Raw genomic sequence first — 24,083 nt, forward strand, 5'->3', positions numbered from 1 at the left:
CCCTCCCGTCAGGCAAAGAAGCCACGGTAGACCAGATTTCCCGCCAAGACGGCTATACATATCATGCCAATCAGCCAGGAGAGCGACCGGATGGGGTTGATCGGCAACCAGTAGCCGAGTGTAAATGTCGTGCGGACTACCATGTAGACCAGCGCGACTGCGGAGATCAGCCAAGACGAATGGCCCTGGAGCACCGTTACGACCGCGACCGGAACGTACATCAACGCCGATTCCATGTTGTTGCGTAGCGCACGGGCGGATCGCCCTGTGAATCCGTCATCCGGCAATTGTTTTGAACGGTCGCTCATAACGTACGCGTTGCCGTGGGACGCAAGATTGTTGGCGTGCTGCGCGATGGCGGATAGCCAGATGAGAAGGCCAGCGTAGGCGATGGAGATTTGAAGCATGATCGTTGTTCCGTGAATTTCTGAGCACTGCGATAATCGCGTTAATCGGCACAAAACACTAGCGGGTCAATTTGCGTAAGATATATTCAGGATTGGTATGAACGATCGCATCTATGCTCTCGGCCTCTTCGCTCGCGTCGCGCGCACGGGAAGCTTTTCCGCAGCGGGACGCGAATTCAACGTTTCGCGGCCATCCGCTTCTGGATCATGCGGCTCGGGGGACCGGCGGACTGCGTGGCCTGCTCCGGGTTGCGACATCGACGACGTTCACAGTTCGGGAAATGATCCCCTCGCGGGCCAAATTCCTGGAAAAGCATCCGGCGCTTCGCGTCGATTTCCTTCTCGATGACAAACGCTAGGACCTGGTAATTGAAGCGGTCGACGTCGCCTAAGCATAAACCGAATCCAGCGCGGTGGCACGGCGTATTGGCGTCTCTCGCCGGCTGCTCGTTGCGTCTCCGGCCTATCTTAAAAAATGGGGAACGCTCCCCGGAGACCTGGCTGAGTACAAATTGATCGTCGGGCCGCCCGGGCTTGGTCCGGACGCTTGGGCTTTCCGCAAGGACGGGAAAGCGACCTCAATCCGCGTCGAGGCCACGTCACAATGAACGTGAACGAAGGAGCCATCGCGGCCGCCGTCACTGGGTTGGGAGTGTCCACGGGCACGTCGGCTGTCGGGCGGAAACCGGCGCAGCGTCTGACGGTGTCGAATCGCTGGCAGATTTGCGCGGCAAACGCGCAAGCCAATTCCCGGCACATCCGGAATATGAAGAAAGCCGCCGCGAATCTCGAACGTAGCGCAGGGTTCGGCGAGCGGCATTCTATCCGCATCGCTTTAGAATTCATCGCTTCCCGTGAAAAGTTGACGGGGTTTGCCACGGCACTCCCAAGAGAAAGCAGCTGAGATCAGGAATACGGTCCGAGTCCGATGAAACGGCTTCTTATCGAGTCCTCGATTTGCATGACGTGATAGAACGATTAATTGACGATGAAGTCAATTCTGTGCTACATAGCATGCTGGAAAAAAACCAGAGAACATTGCTGCGGAGGACAAATTGACCCTGAAACTGTATGCGATGACTTGCGGTTGGCTTACGATGCCGTACGGCTTCTTTGTCGCTGGTGAAGAGGGCGAATTGGCAGTTCCGGTTCCCAGCTACCTAATCGATCATCCCAAGGGCACGGTCTTATATGATACCGGTTTGGAAAAGACGCTCCAAAGCACGGATCCGGAGGTCGTGAAAGAAACGCTTGGATCGCTGGCGCCCTATATGAAGGTACGATATTTGCCGGGGGAGGATATTTCCAAGCGCCTTGAGTCGTTCGACCGCGATCCGAAACGTATTCATTACTTGATAAACTCCCATTTGCACTTCGACCACTGCGGAGGAAATGAGGCTATTCCGAATGCGCGGTGGGTAATCCAGAAGCGAGAATGGCAGTCCGCCACGACGCCAGAAGGGATAGCGGAGAATCGATTTGTTCCGCGCCATTATGACCTCGGTCACGATCGAATTGAAATCGACGGTGAGTACGACCTGTTTGGCGATGGGACAATTACCTGTGTACCTACCTATGGTCACACACCCGGGCACCAGTCCCTTCGACTTGCAACGGATGACGGCATCGTCTGGCTCACCGCGGACGCGTGCTACATGCGTACAGCGCTTGAGAGGATGATGCTTCCGGACGCGATGGTTGTGCGCGACGCGGACGCAATGATGAGGAATTTTGTCATGTTCAAGAAGCTCCTAGATGCGGGCGCTGTACTCATTTTTGGTCATGATCCAGCTCAATCTAAAACTTTGACGGACGGACCAATTCGGGAGGTTACGGCCAAGGCGCTCAGGGAAGCCTCTTTCGCACGATAGAGCTCGTTGCTCGAACTGTGCGCCAGCGAAGGCTTGAAGCACACCCATCGCGTTTGAAGAACCGGCACCAGTGGCGGGATTTCTTGTGTTCTTGGTGAAATGCGCGAAGTGTAGGCGCACTCGTCTTGAACTGAAAGACGACCGACACGCCGCGCTTGGAGCAGCTTCTTTGAATCTTTGAACAAGCGGGCAAGCTCGCGCTGATGACACACCGCGCGTTTTCCCGCATGCATACAATGCATCTGAGTCACGCATGACGCGCTGGGTTGACGCAAAAGTCAATTTGTAATAGTCCTAAGTCATGTGACGCCGAGGTCCGCGCGCGGCGCGGGAGAGCTTTTGCGAAATCCGCCGTAGCAGTCGACAGGAGTTCGCGAAAATGAGCGACAGAGTTCCCTCGGGCGATGTAGACCGAGCAATCGCATCACGACGCTCCGTCCGTGCATTTTTGAGCAAGAACGTTCCGAGGGAAGATATCGAGCGCATATTGGAGGTCGCTTCGCGATCGCCCTCTGGAGCCAATGCTCAACCTTGGAAGGTGCACGTGCTGACAGGTAAGGCTTTGCGGCGGTTGTCCGAACTTCTACTGGACGAATACAACGCGCCCGGCGGTCCGACTACTGAACCGCGACCGTATCAATACTACCCGGAGGAATGGGTAGAGCCGTACTTGGGACGACGCCGCAAGGTCGGGCTCGATATGTATCGTCTTCTGGGCATCGCGAAGGGCGAGAAGTCGCGCATGCACGAGCAGACGGGACGCAACTTCGAATTCTTCGGAGCGCCGGTCGGATTGATCTTCGCGATCGACAGGAGGATGGCGGTCGGTAGTTGGCTGGACTACGGGCTATTTCTTCAAAGCATCATGATCGCGGCACGAGGACGCGGGCTTGATACCTGCCCGCAGGCAGCATTCATCGACTATGCCGACACGATAGCCGAATTCGTTGGTCTACCCCAAACCGAGATAGTGGTTTGCGGCATGTCGTTCGGCTACGCCGATCCCGAAGCGGTCGTCAATCGGCTGGAAACAGATCGGGCTCCGGTCTCGACCTTCACCGTATTCCACGAATAGGGGACCAATGAGCAACCACATAGATCTTTCCGGCCGCGTGGCCGTCGTGACAGGTGGGACTAGCGGCATCGGTTTGGCGGCTGCCGAGCGCCTGCTGAGGTCGGGAGCGGTCGTCGAGATTTGGGGGCGAAATGCTGGGAAGATTGGTGCAGCCGCCGAGGCGCTATCAGCCTTCGGCCGAGTACGCGCGGTGGCGGTCGACGTATCGAGTTTCGAGAACGTCAGGGCGGCCGCCGAAGATGCAGAGCGACATTACGACCATGTCGACATACTCCTTAACAGCGCTGGCGTGCTTGCGGCCTCTGCTCCGGTCCAGGAATTGTCGCAAGAGGCTTGGGCAGATTCCGTGGCGACGAATCTTTCCGGCGTCTTCCATACGTGCAAGGCCTTCCTGCCGGGAATGCTTTCGCGGCGATACGGACGGATAATCAATGTTGCATCGATGGCCGGGAAGGAAGGTAATCCCTTCTTTGCGGCGTATTCCGCGACGAAGGCCGGGGTCATTGGCTTCACGAAAGCGATCGCGAAGGAATTCGCGACCTCGGGTGTGACTGCGAACTGCGTTGTGCCTGCCATCATTGAGACGCCTATGGTCGAGGCCGTTTCGAGACAGGCGCCGGAAAATTTCGCGCGAACACTCGAGAAGATCCCGATGGCTCGGATGGGGCGGCCCGATGAGGCCGCCGCGATGATCGCTTGGCTCGCATCCGACGAATGCTCCTTTACGACGGGCTTCGGCTTCGATCTCTCGGGAGGCAGGGCTACCTATTAGAGTATTCGAAGCTCCCTACACCGCGTCACCCTGCCGGAGCCGAACCACGGCCTTGGAACGTCGCGAGCATGGATCGCCCGTTTAGACCGGCTCCGGCGCACGGAAGCCGTAGCCAAGTCCCTAAGGCGATGGCCTTAGACAGGATCGTGCAGCCTAGTACTTTTCGCGGTCTTGGCGCTGCGAAGCGGCGCCGAGTATTTGTTCTATGCGCTCGCCCAGTGTTGGTGCGAGGCGGAGCGGCGGCCGCGAAAACGTGGAGAACAGCAGTGGCTGACGAACGTAGACTTCGGGTTCGCCTGCCGAATTCAACACGGTTTCGAACAGTCCGCGATCAACAAAATGACGGTCTTCGGCGACTTCAGTCAGATTGCTTATTGGAGACCATGGGATTCTCCGCGTGTCGAAAAGATCGGCCCAGTGCGCCAGCGACTGTGCAACGATGCGCTGCGCCACCATCGCTCGAAGCACTTTCGATCGCTTCAAGCAGGCGCCGAACTTCAATTGAGCCTGTTCTGGGAGGCCGATCGCTTCACACAGGCTGCGCCAGAAATCATCCTCGTGATGCGACGCTGAGGGTCAGCGCGCGTCCATCCGAGCAGTCGAAGCTACCATAGGCGGGACCTGTGGAGACATCGAGAGCGAGCTCTTTGTTGATGGCCGCACGATCTATGGCGCCATCAAAAAGACCAGTGTGTCCGCCATCGACGCGTCGATATGGCGGCCCTTGCCGATCGTTTTCTTGGCGTAGAGAGCCGTCCCTATCGATAGGGCCGCGAGCACGGCGGAGGCGAGATCCGCCCACGGAATCGTCGGTGTGCTTCCTGCTCACGTCGCCTGGTCCGCCATCAGCCCGGCAGTGGCTTGGGTAGAAACGTCATGCGCCGGCCGATCCCGGTATGGCCCTGTCTGTTCGAATCCGGAAATGGACCCGTAGACCAGGTCGGGCTTAACCACCTGCAGGGCGCTGTAGTCTACCCCGAGCTTGGCCGCGGTTCCTGGCGCATATCCTTCCACGACCACGTCGGCGGTGGCGACCAGCCCCATGAACTTCTTCTTGTCCGCCGGGTCTTTCAGATTGAGGCAGATGCTTCGCTTGTTGTGTGCGAGGGATGGGAATACGTGAGGCCACGACCGCGCCGGGTCGCCGGCGCCGGGGCGCTCGACGAGAACCACGTCGGCACCCAACTCCGCCAGCAGCATGGTCGCGAAGGGGCCCGGTAACGTCTCGGCAAGCGAAAGCGTGAGAACTCCGTTCAAAGGTCCCTTCATCGAACTTGGCTCCTTCAAAATGGCCGCCACACGGAACACGCAGACGTGATCGCCACCATGCATGATCCGTCCGTGATAGTTTATTGACTACAAAGTCAACTCATTGTACATAAAAGTCATAATTCAGGAGGGAGGTCACGGATGCCAGTAGCTTCGACCGAAGACATGATCGTAGCGCGGAAAGGCTCTTCGATCTGGCTCACCCTCAATCGTCCGGAAGCCTTCAATGCCATCCGGCCGTCGATGATGGACCAACTGCAGGCCTCGATGGATTTGGTCGAAAGCGACAGGTCTATCCGGGCGTTGGTGATAACGGGTAGTCAGGATCGGTTCTGCGCGGGAGCCGATCTAAAGGCGGTACTGGCGAACGGCTCGCCGGATGACCCCGATCGGGCGTTCGTCGCCTTCCTGCGTCAGGTGATGGCGACGTACAGCCGACTTGAACGTTTGAGCGTACCAACCGTCGCGGCGGTAAACGGACTCGCGCTTGCCGGCGGCATGGAGCTGATGCTTTGTTGCGACCTGATCGTGCTCGACTCCAACGCCAAGCTCGGGGACGGACATGCGAAGTTCGCTCAATTGCCGGCTGCGGGCAACTCGGTTCGCCTGCCGCGCCGCATCGGAGAAGCGCGCACGAAATATCTTATGTTCACTGGCGACCTTCTCGACGCCGAGAAGGCGTTGTCCTGGGGACTTGCCGACGAAATCGCTCCGGTAGGCCAGCTCGACGAAGCCGTGGAGGCGTTGCTTTCGCGCATTACCGACAAGAGCCCATTGGTTCTCGAGCGTATGAAGAGCTTGCTCCACGATGGGCGGGAGCAGCCTCTTGAGGTCGCATTGAGATCGGAGCTAAAAATGGTCGAGTGGCACGCCGGATCGCACGACAGGAACGAAGGGTTGACCGCATTCAACGAGAGACGAAAGCCGGTCTACAAAGGTCGGTAGGGCGGAGCGCTGGGCATGAGAATCGCGGACTATTTCGATGCGGCGGCCGCTCGCTTTCCCGACCGCGAAGCTCTGGTCTTCGGTGATGTGCGGATGACATTCGGCCGGGCCCGACGATACGTTCACGCCGTGGCGCGTCGTCTGCGCCGCGAACCAGGTTTGTCCGACAATGCGATCGTCGGGATCTACAGTGGCAACGACCATCGCATTCCGCTCCTTCAACTCGGCGTCAACCGGGCGGATCTGACCTGGACAGGCATTCATAGCCGCAGTTCGGCCGCCACGAACGCCGAAGTGGCGCGTTATCTCGACTGCGAAGTCCTATTCTTCCATAGCGAATACGAGTCGCAAGCCGGTCAGCTGCTGAGCGCCGTGCCGAGTCTTCGGACGGCCGTATGCATCGACCGCCGGTCGGAGCACGGCCCAGAGCTACAGGCGTGGCTCGACGGCTGTTGGCAGGACTACGGCTATACTGCCTGCGATCCCGGCAGAATGGCCTATATCCAACCGACGGGCGGCACGACTGGTCCGGCAAAGGGAGCCGTCCACACGCACTATTCCACCGAAATGCAGGTCTTGAACGTCTCGCGGTACCTCGAATTCGACGAGGGCAGCCGACTTCTCTCAGTTGCGCCCTTATCGCACGCGGCCGGAAGCTTCGCATTCGGTTGCATACCGAATGGCTGCACGCACGTGATCATGCACGAGTTCAACGCCGACGAGGTCCTGCGCGTCATCGAGGCTGAACGTATCACCCACGTGTTCTTCCCGCCAACCGTGATCTCGGTGCTTCTCGTCCACCCTCGACTCGGGGAGACGGACTTTTCGAGCCTCAAGTGTCTGCTGGTCGGGTCGGCTCCCATCGCCCCGGAAAAGTTCAGGCAGGCCGTTCGCGCCTTTGGTCCGGTCCTGGTCGAAGGATACGCGCAATCGGAAACGCTACTGCCGGTACTGCTGAAGAAGCCCGCGGATTACCTGCTCGCGGACGGTAGCTTCGACGAAACAATTTTGCCGGCGGCTGGAAGGGCAATCCCACCGCTGCGGGTGGACATCTTGTCGGACGACGGGTTGCCGCTGCCAGCGGGCGAGCCTGGCGAAATCGTGGTTCGAGGAGCGCCGCTCATGAGCGGGTACTACAAGTTGCCCGAGGCCACGCAGGAGGTCTCGCGCGAAGGATGGCACCACACCGGCGACGTGGGGATCATGGATCGACGCGGTTTCGTCACGATCGTCGACCGAAAGAAGGACATGATCATCACCGGGGGCTTCAACGTATTTCCGACCGAAATCGAGACGGTCATCTACGAACACCCGGCGGTTCTCGACTGCATCGTGATCGGAGTACCCGACGAAAAGTGGGGTGAAGCGATCAAGGCCCTCGTCAAGCTCAAGCCAGGAAAAAGCGTCACAGACAACGAACTCATTGGCCTCTGCCGGGATCGACTGGGTGGTGTGAAGACGCCGAAAAGCGTGGAATTTTGGGACGACCTTCCACGTAACGCTGTTGGTAAGCTACTGCGTCGCGAAGCGCGCGCGAAATTCTGGGAAGGTCAATGGCGCTCGGTCTGAGCGCGGTCCCGATGGAGCTAGTTCAAATGCGGGAAGCATATGTCGTCGGCGTTGGGATGACACCGTTCGGTCGCCACTTGGACAAGAGCGTCAAGCAACTGACTGCGGATGCAGTGAGTGAGGCGCTGCGGGACGCCCGATGTTCGCCCGAGCAAGTGAACGTCGCGTTCTTCGGAAACTCGGTTCAGGGTTTCATGGAGGGGCAACTGTACATCCGGGGCCAGATCGCCTTGCTCGCGATGGGCTTCGACGGCATCCCGATACACAATGTGGAGAACGCCTGTGCGACCGGTTCGACGGCATTCCATCTTGCCGTCAATCAGATCCGAGCGGGAGCGGCAGATGTAGCTTTGGCCGTCGGCGTCGAGAAGATGTACTCGCAGGACAAGGCAAAGATGTTTGCGCAATTCGACTCCGGATGGGATATCGAGACAGTACCGGAAAACGTGCGGAGGCTTACCGCACTGGGCGCGGGGATCGAAATACCGCTGCACACGACGTCGGACAAGCCTTACAGCGTGTTCATGGACGTATACGCAGCGTTCGGCCGTCAGCTCATGAAGCGTTTCGGCATAACTCAGCGCCAGATTGCGGCGGTGGCCTCCAAAAACCACGGCCATTCGGTTCACAATGGCCGGGCGCAGTACCGGGCGGCCATTAGCATCGATGAGGTGCTTGCGGCTCCGCCGATTGCCTATCCCATGACCCTGCCGATGTGTGCGCCCATCTCGGACGGCGGCGCGGCGGCGATCGTGTGCTCGAAAGAGGGGCTTGGGCGGCTGGGCCTCGGAAAGCAGGCCGTCAAGGTTCGCGCGAGTGTCATGCGGTCGGCAAGCCACCGGAACGGTGATGATCTCGATCATCATGTGACGCGTCTTGCCGCGCGAGCGGCGTACGAGCAGGCGGGTATCGGACCGGCCGACGTGGATGTGGCCGAGGTTCACGATGCGACCGCGGTGGGCGAGCTTCTCCACGTGGAGAATCTGGAATTCTGCGCACCAGGCGACAGCGGCAGGATGGCCGAGTCCGGCGAAACCACGATAGGAGGGCGATTGCCGATCAATCCGTCGGGAGGCCTCGAATCCAAGGGGCATCCGGTTGGCGCTACGGGCCTGGGACAGATCTTCGAGCTGGTATCCCAACTCCGGGGCAGTAGCGCCGAACGTCAGGTCGAGCGGGCCAGGTTGGCGTTGCAGGAGAACGGTGGAGGCCTGTGGGGCGTGGAGGAAGCCGCGGTCCACGTTGCCATCTTCGAAGCGCCGGCGATAGGGTTTGTACATGCCGTTCGATAGCCTACCCGCCGAGATCAGAGCTCAGTGGCCGTTCGCGCCCCGCTACACGAGCGTCAACGGCTGGCGCATGCATTACGTCGACGAAGGGAGTGGGGATCCGGTTCTTTTGCTTCATGGCAATCCCACTTGGGGCTACCTGTACCGAGACATTATCCCCGCGTTGGTTCAGTCGGGGTATCGAGTGATCGTTCCGGACATGATCGGCTTCGGCCTGTCCGAGAAACCGACGCGGGAAGCGACTCACAGCCTCGATAACCACACCTCGAACCTCGTTTCCCTCGTCCGTCAACTCGACCTGCGCCGGCTAAGCGTCGTCTGCCACGATTGGGGTGGGCCGACGGGCCTTTCCCTTGCGATGTACGAGCCCGAACGGATGCGCAGCCTGGTGATCATGAGCACCTGGGCTTGGCCATCGCCTCCCGCATCGTTTCACGAACGGATTTTCCCGTGGCGTATGATGCATGCGCCGCTGGTCGGGCCCTACCTGATGGGGCGTCACAACATACTGACCGGGCGAGGCGTATACCTTTCAGTCGTCGATCGTGAGAGCTTCAAACGACGGGCTCAGGCGGCTTATGAAGGCGTGCTCCCGGATCCGACTACTCGGCTCTTGACGTGGACCTGGCCGAGATGGATTCCGCTGGATTCAGCCGCGCGCGCGACGGATCGGTTCACTTGGCTAGAGCAGAAGCTGCGTGCGTCGCAGCTCCCGGCGACGATCATCTGGGGACGGGAAGACGAGGTGTTCGACGCGGCGACGTTCAGTACTCGTTTCAAGGATATACTGCCCCATGCCGAGGGCCCGCATTTGGTGACAGGCCGCCACTTTCTGCAAGAGGATTCCTCCCCGGAAATATCCCGGTTGATCATCGATTTTCTTGGACGGCTCGATCGTGGCGGAAGGGATCAAAAGGCATGAGCCAGATCAAGATTTTCGCCGCGCCCGCCGATGCCGACGTACGGCTTTGCTTCCTCCTGGCCGAGGACAGGCTTGGCCACTATCCGGAGTTCCGAGAATTCTTCGTCAGCAAGTTCAGCCTGGATGGCGTCGGAAGGGACCGGCCCGGTGTCGTGCAAGCTCCATCCGGGGCTACCTATGCGCTCATATTCATCGGACGTAGCGGCGAGCCGTTTCCTAGCGGCGTGGAGATCTTCGCATACGCGGATCGTCTTGAACCGCTGGACGAACAGACTGCGGATCGCGACCTGTGGGCCATTCTCGAATGGATGATTGAGGGCGTCGGCGGCGAGTGGAAGGTCGACGAATTAACGGCCACGGGGTTGCTTTACCGCATCCCGGCTGCGACGGCGCACGCGCCGGACGGCAAAAGCTAAGGAGGGATTTCGCCGTGGATCTTCGAATCGGAAAACGTCGAGCCATCGTAGCAGGGGCAAGCGCCGGCCTTGGATTCAGCAGCGCAATGGCGTTGGCACGCGAAGGCGTCGAGTTGTTCATTTCGGCCCGCGGCGGCGACCGCCTCAATGCCGCTGCTGACGAGATACGGCGAGAGACACAGGCCCGGGTAAGTGCCGTTGTCGCCGACCACAGCACGCGCCAGGGCCGCGAAGCGCTGCTAAAAGCTTGCCCGGAGCCGGATATTCTTGTCATAACCTGCTCTCCTCCGAAGATGACCGACGACTATCGCGAAATCATCGAGGAGGACTGGTACGGGACCGTTGCTTCGACCCTGGTCGGGCCGATCGAACTGATGAGGGCGTCGGTCGAGGGAATGGTTGCGCGTCGCTGGGGTCGTATCGTCAATATCGCGACGGTTGCGGCAAAGTATCCATCGGAATTCCGATTGCTGTCGGGACCGACGAGATCTGCCCTGGTGAACTATACGGTTGCGTTGTCCAAGCGGGTTGCGAAGGACAACGTGGCGTTGAACAACCTTTTGCCCGGCTTGCACTCAACTCTGGGCTTAGAGAACACTTTGCGGGATTTGGCGGACCGCAATGGGTCGAGCTACGAAGCCGAAGAGCAAAAGCTTCTTGTCCGGTTCAATATCCCGGCGAAGAGACTCGCGGATCCGGACCATTTCGGTGCGTTCTGCGCGATGTTGTGCAGCGAACACGCTAGTTCGATGGTCGGGCAGAACCTCGTGATCGACGGAGGCCTGGTCCACGGAATGTTCTAAAGGGAGCTTGTGCGCACCTTGGCCCGCTTTGCGACCGCCCGAGGTGGTGCGGCCGCCATTTCGTCGTAGAACGGCAGGAGTCCTCTCATGGCGATATCGACGATTTGTCCGGCCACCTCAGCGCCTGAGAGACGTCCGTTCGGAGAATACCAAGCGGGGATAGCGTGGACCGCTCCCACGACGGTGAAAACTGCGAGTTTGGCGTCCACCTGACGCAAGCTGCCGTCGCGGATCCCATCCTCTACGATCGCGACGAGGCGCGAGTTCAGCTTGCCACGTCTGGCCTTCACGAAACGACGATCCTGTTCGCGCAATGCACCGGTCTCGTTGATTATGCCGCAGGCTCCCAGCTCTTCGCTTATCGAAGTCGCGTAGGTCGTCAAAAGAGTGCGTAGTCGCTCCGCGCCTGTACGGCTGGAGCTACTGGCTTCAAACGCGCGTTCCGCGACGCTCAATGCGAGCTTGTGACACTCGAAGAGGATATCTTGTTTGTCCCGGACGTAATTATACAGAGTCCCCTTTGAAACATCCAGAACGCGTGCGACTTCGTCGAGGGAGGCGTTGTGAAACCCATCTCGGCTGAATATCCGGCCCGCTTCGCGGATAATGGCATCGCGCTTCAGGCGTGAAATATCATCGTTCGTCTGCGAAGCGTTCTTCCAGTGGGGCATGCAACCTGCTGTTCGATAGGGTCTTCCTCTTCGACAATGATATCAATATTTTGGGGACATTGCCACCGCAGCCGCTTGATTGAGGGGCGATCGATCTGTTGGGCCAATGCACCTCGATGTGGGCCTCAGCGTGATTCGGTTCGCGCGAGCCGGCGCCACCACTGCAGCACGGTGGGGCTTTCGCGCGTGACACCCGAAGCGACCAAGGACGCAACGGCCGGCGTGATCGCAGGCATAAACCGCACTCATTTCCTGCAGAAGATTGTGTGGCCGGAGCGTGTAGCTGGCCGCCGGTCAATGTGCCAGGATCGAACGACATGACTTCTTCCAAGAAGACATCCGCCAGAGCGAACGCTAGTGCGGGCATCCTGGCCTATCGCAGGGGGCTGAATTATCTCGAAGTGCTTCTCGTCCATCCCGGTGGTCCGTTCTGGAGGAAAAAGGGCGATGGTGTGTGGTCCATCCCGAAAGGCGAAATCGACGCGACGGAAGATCCAGAGCAGGCGGCGCGGCGCGAGTTCGCCGAAGAGACCTGCTGCGGGGATCGGTGACCGAGGATGGCGCCAGGCGCGAAAACGCGATCGAGTGTCGTCAGATCGCCTTGGCTAAGCGCGATATTGAGCGCTCCCAGGTTTTCGAGAAGACGTGATCTGCGACTCATCCCGATCAAGGGAACAATGTCGTCGCCGCGCGACAACACCCAGGCGAGGGCCAGCTGGGCCGTTGTTACAGCCATCTCGGAAGCCATTTTCTCCAAGATTTCGACGGTCTGCAGGTTCCTTACAAGATTCTCACCTTGGAGCCTATCCAACCCGGCGAAAGCCGCTTGAGGAACGCCGCGCTTGAACTTCCCGCTCAGGAGGCCATGAGACACGACCCCGTAAGCAACGACCCCGATGCCCAACTCTCGCGCGGTCGGCAGAATTTCTCGTTCGATGAAGCGGGTGGCAAGTGAATACTCGATTTCCAACGCCGCGACCGGGTGGGTCCGGTGTGCACGGCGAAGCTGATCGGCATTGACCTCCGAGACGCCGAGATATCGAACCTTTCCTTCCTTGATCAAATCCGCTACGGCGCCAACGGTGTCCTCGAAAGGCACGGCCGGATCGGCGCGTCCCGGCTGATACAGATCGATCACGTCCACACCAAGCCGCCTGAGCGAATAGCTGGCGAAATTCTTGACCGAGTTTGGCCTGCAATCGGCGCCGAGGAACGCGCCGGAGGGCGCCCATTGAGCGCCGAACTTAACGCTAACGAACGCGCGGTCTCTCCGCCTCTTGAGCGCACGACCCACCAGCGTTTCGTTGTGACCCATGCCGTAGAAGTCGCCAGTGTCGAGAAGCGTGATGCCGGCGTCCAGCGCCGCCTCGATGGTGGCGACGCTCTCCTTGTCGCTATCCGGATCGGGATCTGTGGGAGCGCCAGCGAAGCTCGACATTCTCATGCATCCGAGTCCGATGGCGGAAATGGTAGGCCCGCCGCGGCCAAGAGTTCTAGTCTTCATGGTCGTCTCCTCACATCGTCTTCGGCAGACCGATGAACCTGCGCGCGAACGCATCGCGCACCCGGTCGCTGCCGAGCAGCTTGTGGACGAGACTGAGATTCCGCGCCATCCGAGGCGCGGTGTAGATCGGATTCGGGTTTTTGGTCTCGACGATCTCCTGCACGACGTCGGCGATGACCTTCGGATCGGCGACCATCTTGTCGAATTCGGAACTCATGAACTTCGAGTGTGCGGCGTTGACCGCTTTTGCGTATGGGCCGTTGCCCGAATAGCGTAACAGGCTTTCTCCGACGATCGCTCGCCAGCCGGTGTCGATGGCACCGGGCCTCAGGATGACGACGTCGACGTCGAAAGGGCTCAGTTCTTGGCGAAGCGAGGAAGACAGACCTTCGAGGGCGAACTTCGTAGCATGATACCAACCACCGTAAGGGTAGGCGCCGATGCCGCCGATCGAGGAGACGTTGATGATCAAACCGGATCGCTTGCTCCGCATATGTGGGATCGCGAGTTGCGTGATGCGGCCCAAGCCGAACAAATTGACTTCGAACTGGCGCCGAGCGACGTTTAGCGGAATCTCCTCGATCGAGCCATAGTTGCCGTAGCCCGCGTTGTTGACGAGGACGTCGATGCCGGCGGTTTCCTCTACGATTGTCTGATGGCAATCCGCGATTGACGCTTCGTCCGTGAGATCAAGCGGAAGCACCCGGATTCCTTTTTCCTTCAGGTGCTCCATTCGGTCCAGACGACGCGCCGCCGCGTAGACTTTCGAGCCGCCTTCGGCCAGCCGTAGCGCGACAGCCTCGCCGATGCCGGACGAGGCTCCCGTCACAAGAGCGACCTTGTTCACGTCAAGTCTTGACATTGAGGATTCTCTTGGTTGGGGCGGGGAGGTTGGGGCGGGGAGGTTGGAGCGCTCACGGCGCCAGCGGGTAATCGGTGTAGCCTTCGGCGCCTCCCTGGTAGTACAAGTCGCGGTTGGACGGGCTGAGGGGAATGTCGTCACGCAGGCGCCGGACGAGATCCGGATTGCCGATGAAGAAATTGGCGAACGAGATCAGGTCGGCCTCGTTCGCCGTCAGAGCAGCACTGGCCTTCGGCTTGTCGTAGCCGAAATTCGCGATCAGCGTCCCTTTGATGAGTGGACGGAAATAGGCGATGGTGTCCTGGATCGCCTCGATCGGCGTTCCCGAGAGATCGTTCGGTGCCTTGACCAACTGCACGTGCGACAGCGGAAGGTCGTTCAGGCGCCCCGCCAAGTGTTTGTAGGTCGATATCGTCTGGTCCGTCGGACCGAAGCCGCCCATTGCCATTGTCGGACTGAGCTTGACGCCGACCCGACCGGGACCCCATTCGGTGATCATCGCCTCGAGCGCCTCGATCACGATTCTGGAGCGGTTTTCCGGACTGCCGCCGTACGCGTCGGTCCGGACGTTGAGTTTGCTGTTAAGGAACTGCGGAAGCAGGTAGGTTGTCCCCGAGTGGAGCTCGACGCCGTCGAAGCCGGCGGCCTTCGCGTTCTTCGCGGCTACGGCATAGTCGGAGATCGTCATCTTGATCTGTGCAAGGGACATTTCGCGCGGTGTCACGGTGTCCTTGAAGCCCTCGGGCGTGAACGCCTTCAGGCCGGGATTCACGGCCGACGGTGCCAGCGGCGGCTTGCCGTCGAAAAAGTCGGGATGGGACACGGAGCCGGAATGCGCGATCTGCAGGTAGATGCGGCCTCCTTCGGCGTGCACGGCATCCGTGACTGCCTTCCAGCCGTCCACTTGCTCGAGCGTGTAGATGCCTGGAACGTTGATGAAGCCGATTGCGTCAGGGTTGACCCATGTGGCTTCAGTGATGATGAGGCCCGCGCTGGCGCGCTGCCGGTAATATTCGACGTGGAGGTCGGTCGGGACGAGGCCCTGGTTGCGGGCGCGCCCTCGCGTCATAGGCGCCATCACGACGCGGTTCTTGAGTTCGATTCCGCTGGCCAGGGCGTAGGATGAGAACAGGTCGGACCGTTTATTGTCTAGCATCTGCCGGGCTCCGTTGATGAGCGGAACATCGGAAATCCCCGGGCCGTCCGGTAGCGCGAGTAATCGACTATAAGTTATTCAGTTTTTGAGTGAGCGCGCGGCTTCCGGCGGAACGTTGTCCGTACTTCGGGAAGCCGTATTAAGATCGGCGAAAGGGCGCAATGCGCGTGTTTGCGGGATGGGACAAAGGCTATCTCGATCGGCAATTCGTTCAGGGTGGCCTGCGCAAAAGTCGCACGCTCGAATACAAGGCGTCGGCGGCCACGATCCGACCGACATCGATTTGGGAGTCGATGCAAGCGTCTTCAATACCCAATTCAGCCATATGTGCGCGCAGGCATTTGCCGTCTGGCTGCGCTGCCTCATCAGCATCTATCGCGTTCGCAAAATCATGCCGGCTGCTCGTTGTTCGGCGGTCTTTACCGGTACGAAGCGCATTGTCGGACGGGTGACCGCCTCACAAATGGCTTCCGCATCCGCCGCGTCGGTCTTGTTGCGTTTGACGTAGGGCTTTACATGGGCTGGCGGCATCATGCGGACCACGTGTCCGAGTGCTGCGATCTCGCGCGCCTAGTGATGAGCACTCGCACAAGCTTCCATACCCTACCAAGCAGGCAGGGAGCGCTCGAAAGAAAGCCAGCACTTGCGATCGTCGCAATGAGCGGCGAATCAAGATCTGACCGTTTTCGGCAACGCCGTGAACTTGAAAGATCGACTTAGCCAAATCCAAACCCACCGTGGTAATTTTTTCCATGGAACGGTCCTTCCTTTGTGGCGCTTCTCGAAGCGACCACGTTAGGCACTTTTGATGCCGGTTCGAAGGGCCGTTCCACACCATCACTTTTGATGCAGTTTGGAGGATCTCTTGATTAGGGGAGAATCAGCGCCATGCAGCAGGCACTCCAGCGCTCCAATCTGGTGCCGAGTGGGTTTGTTGTAGGGAGTGCATACTTCGAAGGTGATAAGGCCGTTATTGAGGTCCGGGTGTCGGGAAGTGTTGGTCTGTGTCCATCGTGCGGAACGGTTTCCCGACGTGCCCATAGCCGGTATCGGCGACGCGTGACCGATCTGCCGCTCTCGGGATGGATCGTCCAGCTCCTGGTAATCGCCCGCCGCTTCCGCGGCGATGCCGCCCTGTGCGGGCGCCGAATCTTCACCGAGCGCTTCGCCGAAGGGGTACTGGCGCCATCGGCGCGACGGACGGCAAGCCTGGACTCGATCGTCCATCACCTCGGTCTGGCGCTGGGCGGTCGCCCGGCAGCGGGCTTTGCAAAGCGGCTAATGCTGCCGGTGAGCAAGGATACGCTTCTTCGGGTAGTTCGGCGCCGTAGCCGTCCCCCAGCTGACCCGCTCAGGGTTATCGGGATTGATGACTAGGCCTGGCGGCGCAATCACCGATACGCGAGCATCGTCTGCAACCTGGCCAGGCGCCGGGTGGTCACCCTGCTGCCGGATCGTGAACCAGCGACCGCCCATGCCTGGCTATTGCTCATCCCACGATCGCGATTGTCGCCCGTGATCGTGGTGGAGGATATGGCGAAGCCACGGGAAAAGCGCTGCCGCACGCGGTACAGGTCGCCGATCGTTGGCATCTGATGGAGAACGCCAGTCGGGCCTTCCTCGATGTCGTGCGCAAATCGATGTGCCAGATACGGATCGTCATCGGTGCGACCACGATCGATCCTAAGCTGCTCACGGTCGCCGAGCGCCTCCAGTATGAGGGCTATCTACGTCGCGAGGAGACCACGCGGCTGTCCTGGCTTTGTCGAAGAACGGCATACCAATCAAGCAGATCGTGCGTCAGACTGGCCATAGCAGGAAGCTGGTGCGGCAGGTGGTCCGCGGCGAACGCCACGACGTCTTCCGAACCAGGCAAAGTTCGTTGGATCTGCACTTGCCATGGCTCGACGATCAATGGGCGTCCGGCTGCCGCAATGGAGCTGAACTTTGGCACCGCTTAACAGCGCGTGGCTTTCGAGGCTCGCTCCGCGTCATCAGCGAGTGGGCGACCCGCAGGCGCAGAGCCGAAAGACCGACGCGCAAACCTTCAGCGGATCCCGTCGGCCAGGACGATCGCGCGTCTCATGACAATCGGGCGGGACTTGCTTACGAAAGCGGAGACCGTCACGATCGCGGCGATCGAATCTGGCGCACCAACGCTGGTCGAGGCGCGCGAGATTATCGCTGAATTCCACTTGATGGTCCGGCGCAAGGTTGAGGCGGGATTTGCCCCATGGATCGAGCGAGCCCGCGCCAGTCTCGTAGCACCGGGGGATCTGGCCGGCGGAACGGTTGTGCGGGGCGCTCGGTGTCTCGCCGGGTGGATTCTATGCGTGGCTAATACGGCCGCGCAGTCACGTTGATCCGGCCTCTATGACCACTCATTGGGAGCTGCGGGGCGCGGCATTGAACAGGACTGCCCTTCAAATCATGCGCGGCATCTGGAGCCTTTCCGCGGGGAGGGCGAGCCGTTCCGCGCCTGACTTTGTTTCTGATGGCACTCACATGGCTATTATATTATCCGTTTGTAAAGTATAATTGAGCAGGGGTCCGAAACGCATCCGGCTTGATAGTGCCCAGTGCGGCTTCGTCCGTTAAATTCTGTCCACGTCGGGGACTTCAACGGGTTCGTCGCTGGTAATCATCGAAAGACGCCACCAGGCGGGGAAACAGCGATGCGCGACTTCAACGATCTCCAGTTTTTTGTAGCCGTCGTGGCTCATCACGGGTTCTCTGCTGCCGCTCGTGCACTGGGCCTGCCCAAATCACGCATCAGTCGGCGCGTCGCGCTGTTGGAGGAGCGCCTCGAAGTGCGCCTTCTCGATCGAACGACGCGAGGCCTTGGTTTGACCCAGGTCGGTCAACAGGTATTCGAACATGCACGGGCGGCGGTCATCGAGGCCGAGGCCGCCGAGGAGGCCGCACTTAGAATGCAGGCCGAACCTCGCGGGCTCGTTAGGCTGAGCTGCCCGCTAGGCCTTCAGGGCGCGATCGCCGGCCCCTTACCGGGCTTCCTTGCCGCCCATCCACAACTACGGCTTCAGTGCATCGCAACCAATCGTCGGGTTGACCTTATCCACGAAGGGGTCGACGTTGCGATCCGTGTTCGGGAACGTCTCGACACCGACGCCGACATGCAAGTCAAGCGAATCGGCACAAGCCGACGCATCCTTGTCGCGAGCCCGGACCTGCTCGCGGCGGCGGGTGTTCCGATGTCGCCTTCGGACCTCGCCAACTTCCCCATCTTGTACCAGGAAGAGCAGGGCGGCGGCACCTGGCATCTGACGGCCGAAAACGGCGATATCAGTAGCGTACCGGTCGAGCCACGTCTTGCGAGCGGCAGCTTCGAAATTTTGATGGCGGCCGCGCGCCAGGGCGCCGGAATTACGCTGTTACCAGCCAAGAATTGCCAGGAGGCGCTCGATGCCGGTGCGCTTGTCCGGGTGCTGCCGGAATGGAGCGGCATCGACGGCATCCTGCACCTCGTCTTTGCCTCGCGTCGCGGCATGCTGCCAAGTGTTCGAGCGGTCATCGACTTCGCGGCCGCAGCCTTGAGATCGTCGACCGTCTCGTAGAACGGGCAGCCGGCCGCTCGTTCACCAGATAGAACGACGTGTCCATGATCCACCGACTAATCAGCCCATCGGTTAGGCCCCATAGTTAGTTGACACCCACTAAGTCCGAAGTCGAGGAATGGCTATGTTGCAACTCCGATCCAAAGAAACGCTCGATCACGGTGATCGCGGCTGGCTAAAGGCGCGCCATCACTTCGTCGTTTCGGCCGGCGGCAATGGGGCGAATAGCCCCCTCGGCCCCCTCGTGGTCTGGAACGACGACGAGATCGCGCCCGGCACCGGCTTTGGCCGTCACTCCCATGCCGACATGGAAATCGTCACCTATGTTCGCCAAGGCGCGGTGACGCATGAAGATAACACCGGCAATGTCGGTCGGACCGTGGCCGGCGACGTCCAGGTCATGAGTGCTGGAACCGGAATCAGCCATTCCGAGCACAATCGCGACGAAGACCCCCTCAAGCTCTTCCAGATCTGGTTGCTCCCGCGCCATCGCGGCGGGGCGCCGCGCTGGGACAGTCGCAAATTCCCCAAAGCGGATCGCGCCGGACGCCTCATCGAACTGGCGAGCGGAGATCCGGAGACGGCCGATGCCCTTCTGATACGCGCCGATGCGCGGGTTATGGGCGCCACGCTTCTTGCCGGCACCACGCTCACCCACACGCCGGCGCGATTCCGACACGCCTATCTTGCCCCTACCCAGGGTGTGATCCTCGTCAATGGGCAGCGGGTTGCTGTCGGTGACGGCATTGCCGCCATCGACGAACCCGAACTCACCATCACGGCCGAGGAGAATGCCGAATTCATTCTCGTCGACGCCGCCTGAACTCACACCAGAAGGAATAATGCTATGGACGCTACCCGCTATCTTCCGTTCCTGGGCCGTCTGCTGATCGGCCTTCCGTTCGCCATGAGCGGTTTTGGCAAGCTCGCCGCTTACGGCAAGACGACCGCAATGATTGCCGCGGTGGGCCTGCCGGCGCCGCCGCTGGCTTATGCCGTGGCCGTCGTCCTCGAACTGGGCGGCGGACTGCTGCTGATCGCAGGGTATCAGGTTCGCCCCGTCGCAGCAGTGCTGGCCTTGTTCTGCATTGCGACGGGTATGGCGTTTCACACCAACTTCGCCGATCAGAATCAGATGATCCACTTTCTCAAGAACGTCATGATGGCGGGGGGCCTGCTTCAGATTGCAGCCTTCGGTGCGGGCGCAATCAGCCTCGACAATCGCCTCTCGAAGGGGCAGGGGACCGTTGCGAACGCCGCACCGGCTCGCTGAGCCGCGCGGCCCGCGTCGCCATGGGGCAGCTATAGCCCGTCGGTCGTGGACGTCGCGAGACGTCCACCGCACCGCTGGCAGGGGGGACTATGAAAATCCAGTCGAGTCTTGATGTTTCGTCGACCGATTTCGCGCGCAATGCGGAGGCCATGCGCATCCTCGTCGCCGAGTTGCGCGGCAAGTTGAAGGAAGTTTCGGGCGGGGGCGGCAAGGCGTCGCGGGCGCGGCACACCTCCCGCGGCAAGATGCTGGTGCGTCAGCGCGTCGATCTGCTCGTCGATCCCGGCACCGCATTCCTGGAATTGTCGCCGCTCGCCGCCAACGGCCTCTATGGCGGTGACGTGCATTCGGCAAGCGTCGTGACCGGCGTTGGGCGCATCTCGGAGCGCGAATGCATCATCGTCGCCAACGACGCCACCATCAAGGGCGGCACGTACTACCCGATGACGGTGAAGAAGCACCTGCGCGCCCAGGACATCGCGCGGCAGAACAATCTGCCCTGCGTCTACATGGTGGATTCCGGTGGCGCGTTCCTGCCGCTGCAGGACGAGATCTTTCCCGATGAACGGCACTTCGGCCGCATCTTCTACAACCAGGCGCAGATGTCTGCGCAGGGCATTCCGCAGATTGCGATGGTGATGGGCTCCTGTACCGCCGGCGGCGCCTATGTGCCCGCGATGTCGGACGAGAGCATCATCGTCCGCAATCAAGGCACCATCTTTCTGGGTGGGCCGCCGCTGGTGAAGGCGGCAACCGGCGAGGTCGTCACGGCCGAGGAACTCGGCGGCGCCGATGTCCACTCCCGACAGTCAGGCGTGACCGATCACTACGCCCAGAACGATGCCCACGCGATCGGGATCGCGCGGCGCATCGTCGGCACGCTGAAGCCGCCGACCCGCGCGGCGCTCAACATGCGCACGCCGCGGGAGCCGCTGTTTCCGGCCGAGGAAATCTACGGTGTGGTTTCCGCCGACGGCCGCAAGCCGTTCGACGTCCATGACATCATCGCGCGGATCGTCGACGGCTCCGAATTCGACGAGTTCAAGAAGCTCTACGGCACCACGCTGATCTGCGGCTTCGCTCATATCTGGGGCTATCCGGTCGGCATCATCGCCAACAACGGCATTCTCTTCAGCGAGAGCTCGCTGAAAGGCGCACATTTCATTGAACTGTGCTGTCAGCGCGGCATACCGCTGGTGTTCCTGCAGAACATCACCGGTTTCATGGTCGGCAAGAAGTACGAGGCCGGCGGCATCGCGCGCGACGGCGCCAAGCTGGTGACCGCGGTCGCGACCGCCGGCGTGCCGAAATTCACGGTCGTGATCGGCGGCTCCTACGGCGCCGGCAATTACGGCATGTGCGGGCGCGCCTACAGCCCGCGGTTCCTCTGGATGTGGCCGAATGCCCGCATTTCCGTGATGGGCGGCGAGCAGGCGTCGATGGTGCTCAGTCAAGTGCGCCGCGACAATATCGAGGCCAGGGGCGAAAGCTGGCCGGCGGGCGAGGAAGAGAAGTTCCGCGCACCCATCCGCGCGCAATACGAGAGCCAGGGCAGCCCCTATTACGCGACGGCGCGGCTGTGGGACGACGGTGTCATCGATCCTGCGGATACGCGGCTCGTGCTCGGGCTCGGTCTGTCGGCGGCATCGAACGCGCCGGTCGAGCACACGACATTCGGCCTGTTCAGGATGTGATGATGGACCGCGCAAATCTGTACCGCCGCTTTCATACGCTCCTGATCGCCAATCGCGGCGAGATCGCAGTTCGCGTGATCCGCACCGCGCGTGCGATGGGCCTGCGCACCGTTGCGGTCTATTCCGAAGCCGACCAGGACGCCATGCACGTCGCCATGGCGGATGATGCGGCGCTGCTCGGGCCCGCACGCGCCCGCGACAGCTATCTCAATATCGAGCGGGTGATCGACGCCGCACGTCGGACCGGTGCCGAGGCCGTGCATCCCGGTTACGGCTTCCTGTCCGAGAACGCGGAGTTCGCGCAGGCCTGCGCGACGGCGGGTCTCGTGTTTGTCGGCCCGACCGCCGCGATGATGACGGCGATGGGCTCGAAGTCCGGCTCGAAAGCGTTGATGGAAAGGGCCGGCGTGCCGCTGGTGCCGGGCTATCACGGCGAGGCGCAGGACGAGGCTACTCTGGCCGAGGCCGCCAACCGGATTGGCTTCCCGGTGCTGGTCAAAGCCTCTGCCGGCGGCGGCGGCCGCGGCATGCGCGTGGTCAATTCGGCCACCGAACTGTCGGCTGCGATTGTCGGCGCCAAGCGCGAGGCCGCGGCGGCTTTCGGCGACGACCGTATGCTGATCGAGAAATACGTGCAGAATCCCCGGCATATCGAGGTGCAGATCATCGGTGACAGCCACGGCAACCTGCTCTCGCTCTGGGAACGCGAGTGCACGCTGCAGCGGCGGCATCAGAAGGTAATCGAGGAGGCGCCATCGCCGACGCTGACGTCCGCGCAGCGCGATGCCGTGTGCGAAGCTGCGCGCAAGGCGGCCAGCGCGGTCAACTATGTCGGTGCCGGCACCATCGAGTTCGTGTCCGACGGCAAGGACGTGTTCTTCATCGAGATGAACACGCGCCTGCAGGTCGAGCATCCCGTCACCGAGTTGATCACCGGCGTCGATCTCGTCGCGTGGCAATTGCGCGTCGCCTTCGGCGAGGCGCTTCCATTGAAGCAGAACGAGATCAAGCTCGACGGCCATGCGATCGAGGCGCGGGTCTACGCCGAAAACCCGCAGAAGAACTTCATGCCGTCGGTCGGCCGGATCAAGACCTGGCGGACGCCGGCCGAAGGCGACGGCTTGCGCATTGACGCCGGCTATCGCAGCGGCGACAACGTCTCGCCCAACTACGACGCGATGCTCGCCAAGGTGATCGCCTGGGCGCCGTCGCGCGAAGAGGCGATCGATCGCCTCCATCGCGGATTGGAGGAAACCGACGTCCGCGGGATTGTCACCAACACCCCGTTCCTGGCGGCGCTGGTCACCCATCCGAAGGTGCGTGCCAACAAGATCGATACCGGTTTCATCGAGCGTGAATTGACGACGTTGACCGCGGCCACCGCGGCGCCGGGCGATCTCGAATGGGCCGCGGCGGTCGCGGCGATCCTTGGTGAGGAGGCGAGCGCTGCGCAAGGTGAAGCGCGTTCGCCCTGGCGGACCTTTGGCTGGATGTCGGTCGGTCGGCGCGAACGGGTATTTGCGTTTCGAGCGGGGGAGGGTGCTGAGAAGAAGGTGACATTATACTATGGCGGAGGCCCGTCGACGCTGACGGTCGACAATCGGGACATCGCGTTTGCGTCAAAGGCGTCGGAAGCGGGCGGCTTCGATGTGACGCTGGCCGGCGTGAAATCCCGCGTCGTTGCCGTCGTTGAAGGCCACGAACTTGACCTGCGCACCCGCAACGGACGCTTCGAGCTGCATTGGGTCGACCAGTTCGGTGGCGAAACGGAGGAAGTGTCCCGAGAAGATAAGATCGTCGCGCCCTTGCCGGGAACCGTCGTGGCGCTGCTCGCCGAAGAGGGAGCCGTGCTAGAAAAAGGCGCGCCGATCCTCACCCTGGAAGTCATGAAGATGGAGCAGACGCTGCGCGCGCCATTTGCGGGTGTTCTGAAGAAGATCAAGTGCAAGGTCGGCGATATCGTGCAGGAGGGTGTCGAACTGGCCGAGATCGAGCCTGCGTCAGCGTGAG

Annotated in this window: 20 protein-coding genes and 4 pseudogenes; 17 read left to right on the forward strand and 7 right to left on the reverse strand. The window is 60.9% G+C overall.

Going from position 1 to position 24,083, the window contains the following annotated elements:
* Nucleotides 1-8 precede the first annotated feature (8 nt).
* A complete protein-coding gene (locus ACP2YO_RS08000) occupies nucleotides 9-407 on the reverse strand; it encodes an MAPEG family protein (protein ID WP_426440387.1) in 399 nt (132 codons plus the stop codon).
* A gap of 604 nt (nucleotides 408-1,011) precedes the next feature.
* Between ACP2YO_RS08000 and ACP2YO_RS08005 the strand changes: the two genes are divergently transcribed.
* The 4 genes from ACP2YO_RS08005 (at nucleotide 1,012) to ACP2YO_RS08020 (ending at nucleotide 4,125) form a co-directional block, all read left to right on the forward strand.
* Nucleotides 1,012-1,311 (forward strand): hypothetical protein, encoded by a 300-nt coding sequence (locus ACP2YO_RS08005; RefSeq protein ID WP_426440388.1) that lies wholly within the window; start codon nucleotides 1,012-1,014, stop codon nucleotides 1,309-1,311.
* Between the two features lie 151 nt (nucleotides 1,312-1,462).
* Nucleotides 1,463-2,278: an N-acyl homoserine lactonase family protein gene (locus ACP2YO_RS08010; RefSeq protein ID WP_426440389.1), complete on the forward strand. Its 816-nt coding sequence runs from the start codon at nucleotides 1,463-1,465 to the stop codon at nucleotides 2,276-2,278.
* Between the two features lie 379 nt (nucleotides 2,279-2,657).
* Nucleotides 2,658-3,353, forward strand: a complete 696-nt coding sequence (locus ACP2YO_RS08015) for a nitroreductase (RefSeq protein ID WP_426440390.1) — start codon at nucleotides 2,658-2,660, stop codon at nucleotides 3,351-3,353.
* A 37-nt stretch (nucleotides 3,354-3,390) separates the two neighbouring features.
* Nucleotides 3,391-4,125, forward strand: a complete 735-nt coding sequence (locus tag ACP2YO_RS08020; protein ID WP_426440391.1) for an SDR family NAD(P)-dependent oxidoreductase — start codon at nucleotides 3,391-3,393, stop codon at nucleotides 4,123-4,125.
* A gap of 153 nt (nucleotides 4,126-4,278) precedes the next feature.
* Here ACP2YO_RS08020 and ACP2YO_RS08025 read toward each other — a convergent pair.
* Nucleotides 4,279-5,457 (reverse strand): annotated as a pseudogene (locus ACP2YO_RS08025) (CaiB/BaiF CoA transferase family protein).
* Nucleotides 5,458-5,535: 78 nt separating this feature from the next.
* On the opposite strand from ACP2YO_RS08025, the gene ACP2YO_RS08030 reads away from it, so the two are divergent.
* From ACP2YO_RS08030 to ACP2YO_RS08055, 6 genes are read left to right on the forward strand one after another with little or no spacing between them, the layout of a single operon-like run.
* A complete protein-coding gene (locus ACP2YO_RS08030; RefSeq protein WP_426440392.1) occupies nucleotides 5,536-6,339 on the forward strand; it encodes an enoyl-CoA hydratase/isomerase family protein in 804 nt (267 codons plus the stop codon).
* 15 nt (nucleotides 6,340-6,354) lie between these two features.
* Nucleotides 6,355-7,908: a class I adenylate-forming enzyme family protein gene (locus tag ACP2YO_RS08035; protein WP_426440393.1), complete on the forward strand. Its 1,554-nt coding sequence runs from the start codon at nucleotides 6,355-6,357 to the stop codon at nucleotides 7,906-7,908.
* Nucleotides 7,893-9,200: a thiolase family protein gene (locus ACP2YO_RS08040; RefSeq protein WP_426440394.1), complete on the forward strand. Its 1,308-nt coding sequence runs from the start codon at nucleotides 7,893-7,895 to the stop codon at nucleotides 9,198-9,200. Before ACP2YO_RS08035 ends, ACP2YO_RS08040 begins: the two co-directional genes overlap by 16 nt.
* Nucleotides 9,187-10,119: an alpha/beta fold hydrolase gene (locus tag ACP2YO_RS08045; RefSeq protein ID WP_426440395.1), complete on the forward strand. Its 933-nt coding sequence runs from the start codon at nucleotides 9,187-9,189 to the stop codon at nucleotides 10,117-10,119. Before ACP2YO_RS08040 ends, ACP2YO_RS08045 begins: the two co-directional genes overlap by 14 nt.
* Nucleotides 10,116-10,535 (forward strand): hypothetical protein, encoded by a 420-nt coding sequence (locus ACP2YO_RS08050; RefSeq protein WP_426440396.1) that lies wholly within the window; start codon nucleotides 10,116-10,118, stop codon nucleotides 10,533-10,535. The genes ACP2YO_RS08045 and ACP2YO_RS08050 overlap by 4 nt, the downstream gene beginning before the upstream one ends.
* Before the next feature lie 14 nt (nucleotides 10,536-10,549).
* Nucleotides 10,550-11,338 carry an SDR family oxidoreductase gene (locus ACP2YO_RS08055; RefSeq protein ID WP_426440397.1) on the forward strand — a complete coding sequence of 263 codons (789 nt, stop codon included), beginning with the start codon at nucleotides 10,550-10,552 and terminating at the stop codon, nucleotides 11,336-11,338.
* On the opposite strand, the gene ACP2YO_RS08060 is transcribed toward ACP2YO_RS08055, so the two are convergent.
* Complete coding sequence (locus ACP2YO_RS08060) at nucleotides 11,335-12,009, reverse strand: TetR/AcrR family transcriptional regulator (RefSeq protein ID WP_426440398.1); 675 nt, start codon at nucleotides 12,007-12,009, stop codon at nucleotides 11,335-11,337. The two genes, ACP2YO_RS08055 and ACP2YO_RS08060, sit on opposite strands and share 4 nt — an antisense overlap.
* Nucleotides 12,010-12,326: 317 nt before the next feature.
* Here ACP2YO_RS08060 and ACP2YO_RS08065 point away from each other — a divergent pair, with 317 nt between their 5' ends.
* Nucleotides 12,327-12,560: an NUDIX domain-containing protein gene (locus ACP2YO_RS08065; protein ID WP_426440399.1), complete on the forward strand. Its 234-nt coding sequence runs from the start codon at nucleotides 12,327-12,329 to the stop codon at nucleotides 12,558-12,560.
* Between the two features lie 83 nt (nucleotides 12,561-12,643).
* On the opposite strand, the pseudogene ACP2YO_RS08070 reads toward ACP2YO_RS08065, so the two are convergent.
* The 4 genes and pseudogenes from ACP2YO_RS08070 to ACP2YO_RS08085 form a co-directional block, all read right to left on the reverse strand.
* Nucleotides 12,644-13,567, reverse strand: a pseudogene (locus ACP2YO_RS08070) (aldo/keto reductase); the annotation flags it as partial.
* Complete coding sequence (locus tag ACP2YO_RS08075; RefSeq protein WP_426440400.1) at nucleotides 13,524-14,375, reverse strand: oxidoreductase; 852 nt, start codon at nucleotides 14,373-14,375, stop codon at nucleotides 13,524-13,526. The gene ACP2YO_RS08075 and the pseudogene ACP2YO_RS08070, both read right to left, overlap by 44 nt.
* 52 nt (nucleotides 14,376-14,427) lie before the next feature.
* On the reverse strand, nucleotides 14,428-15,531 hold the full coding sequence (locus ACP2YO_RS08080; RefSeq protein ID WP_426440401.1) for an alkene reductase: 1,104 nt from the start codon (nucleotides 15,529-15,531) through the stop codon (nucleotides 14,428-14,430).
* A 307-nt stretch (nucleotides 15,532-15,838) separates the two neighbouring features.
* Nucleotides 15,839-16,285, reverse strand: a pseudogene (locus ACP2YO_RS08085) (IS110 family transposase); the annotation flags it as partial.
* 134 nt (nucleotides 16,286-16,419) lie between these two features.
* Here ACP2YO_RS08085 and ACP2YO_RS08090 point away from each other — a divergent pair.
* The 6 genes and pseudogenes from ACP2YO_RS08090 to ACP2YO_RS08115 form a co-directional block, all read left to right on the forward strand.
* A pseudogene (locus ACP2YO_RS08090) lies at nucleotides 16,420-17,798 on the forward strand (ISL3 family transposase); the annotation flags it as partial.
* 408 nt (nucleotides 17,799-18,206) lie between these two features.
* Entirely contained in the window at nucleotides 18,207-19,106 is a 900-nt protein-coding gene (locus ACP2YO_RS08095; protein ID WP_426440402.1) for a LysR family transcriptional regulator, read from the forward strand.
* 124 nt (nucleotides 19,107-19,230) lie between these two features.
* Nucleotides 19,231-19,929, forward strand: a complete 699-nt coding sequence (locus tag ACP2YO_RS08100) for a pirin family protein (RefSeq protein ID WP_426440403.1) — start codon at nucleotides 19,231-19,233, stop codon at nucleotides 19,927-19,929.
* Nucleotides 19,930-19,953: 24 nt separating this feature from the next.
* Nucleotides 19,954-20,379, forward strand: a complete 426-nt coding sequence (locus ACP2YO_RS08105; RefSeq protein ID WP_426440404.1) for a DoxX family protein — start codon at nucleotides 19,954-19,956, stop codon at nucleotides 20,377-20,379.
* Nucleotides 20,380-20,468: 89 nt separating this feature from the next.
* Entirely contained in the window at nucleotides 20,469-22,073 is a 1,605-nt protein-coding gene (locus tag ACP2YO_RS08110) for a carboxyl transferase domain-containing protein (protein ID WP_426440405.1), read from the forward strand.
* Between the two features lie 2 nt (nucleotides 22,074-22,075).
* A complete protein-coding gene (locus tag ACP2YO_RS08115) occupies nucleotides 22,076-24,082 on the forward strand; it encodes an acetyl/propionyl/methylcrotonyl-CoA carboxylase subunit alpha (RefSeq protein ID WP_426440406.1) in 2,007 nt (668 codons plus the stop codon).
* The last annotated feature ends 1 nt before the right edge of the window (nucleotide 24,083 follow it).

The sequence above is a fragment of the Bradyrhizobium genosp. P genome (assembly GCF_049949265.1).
GTDB lineage: Bacteria > Pseudomonadota > Alphaproteobacteria > Rhizobiales > Xanthobacteraceae > Bradyrhizobium.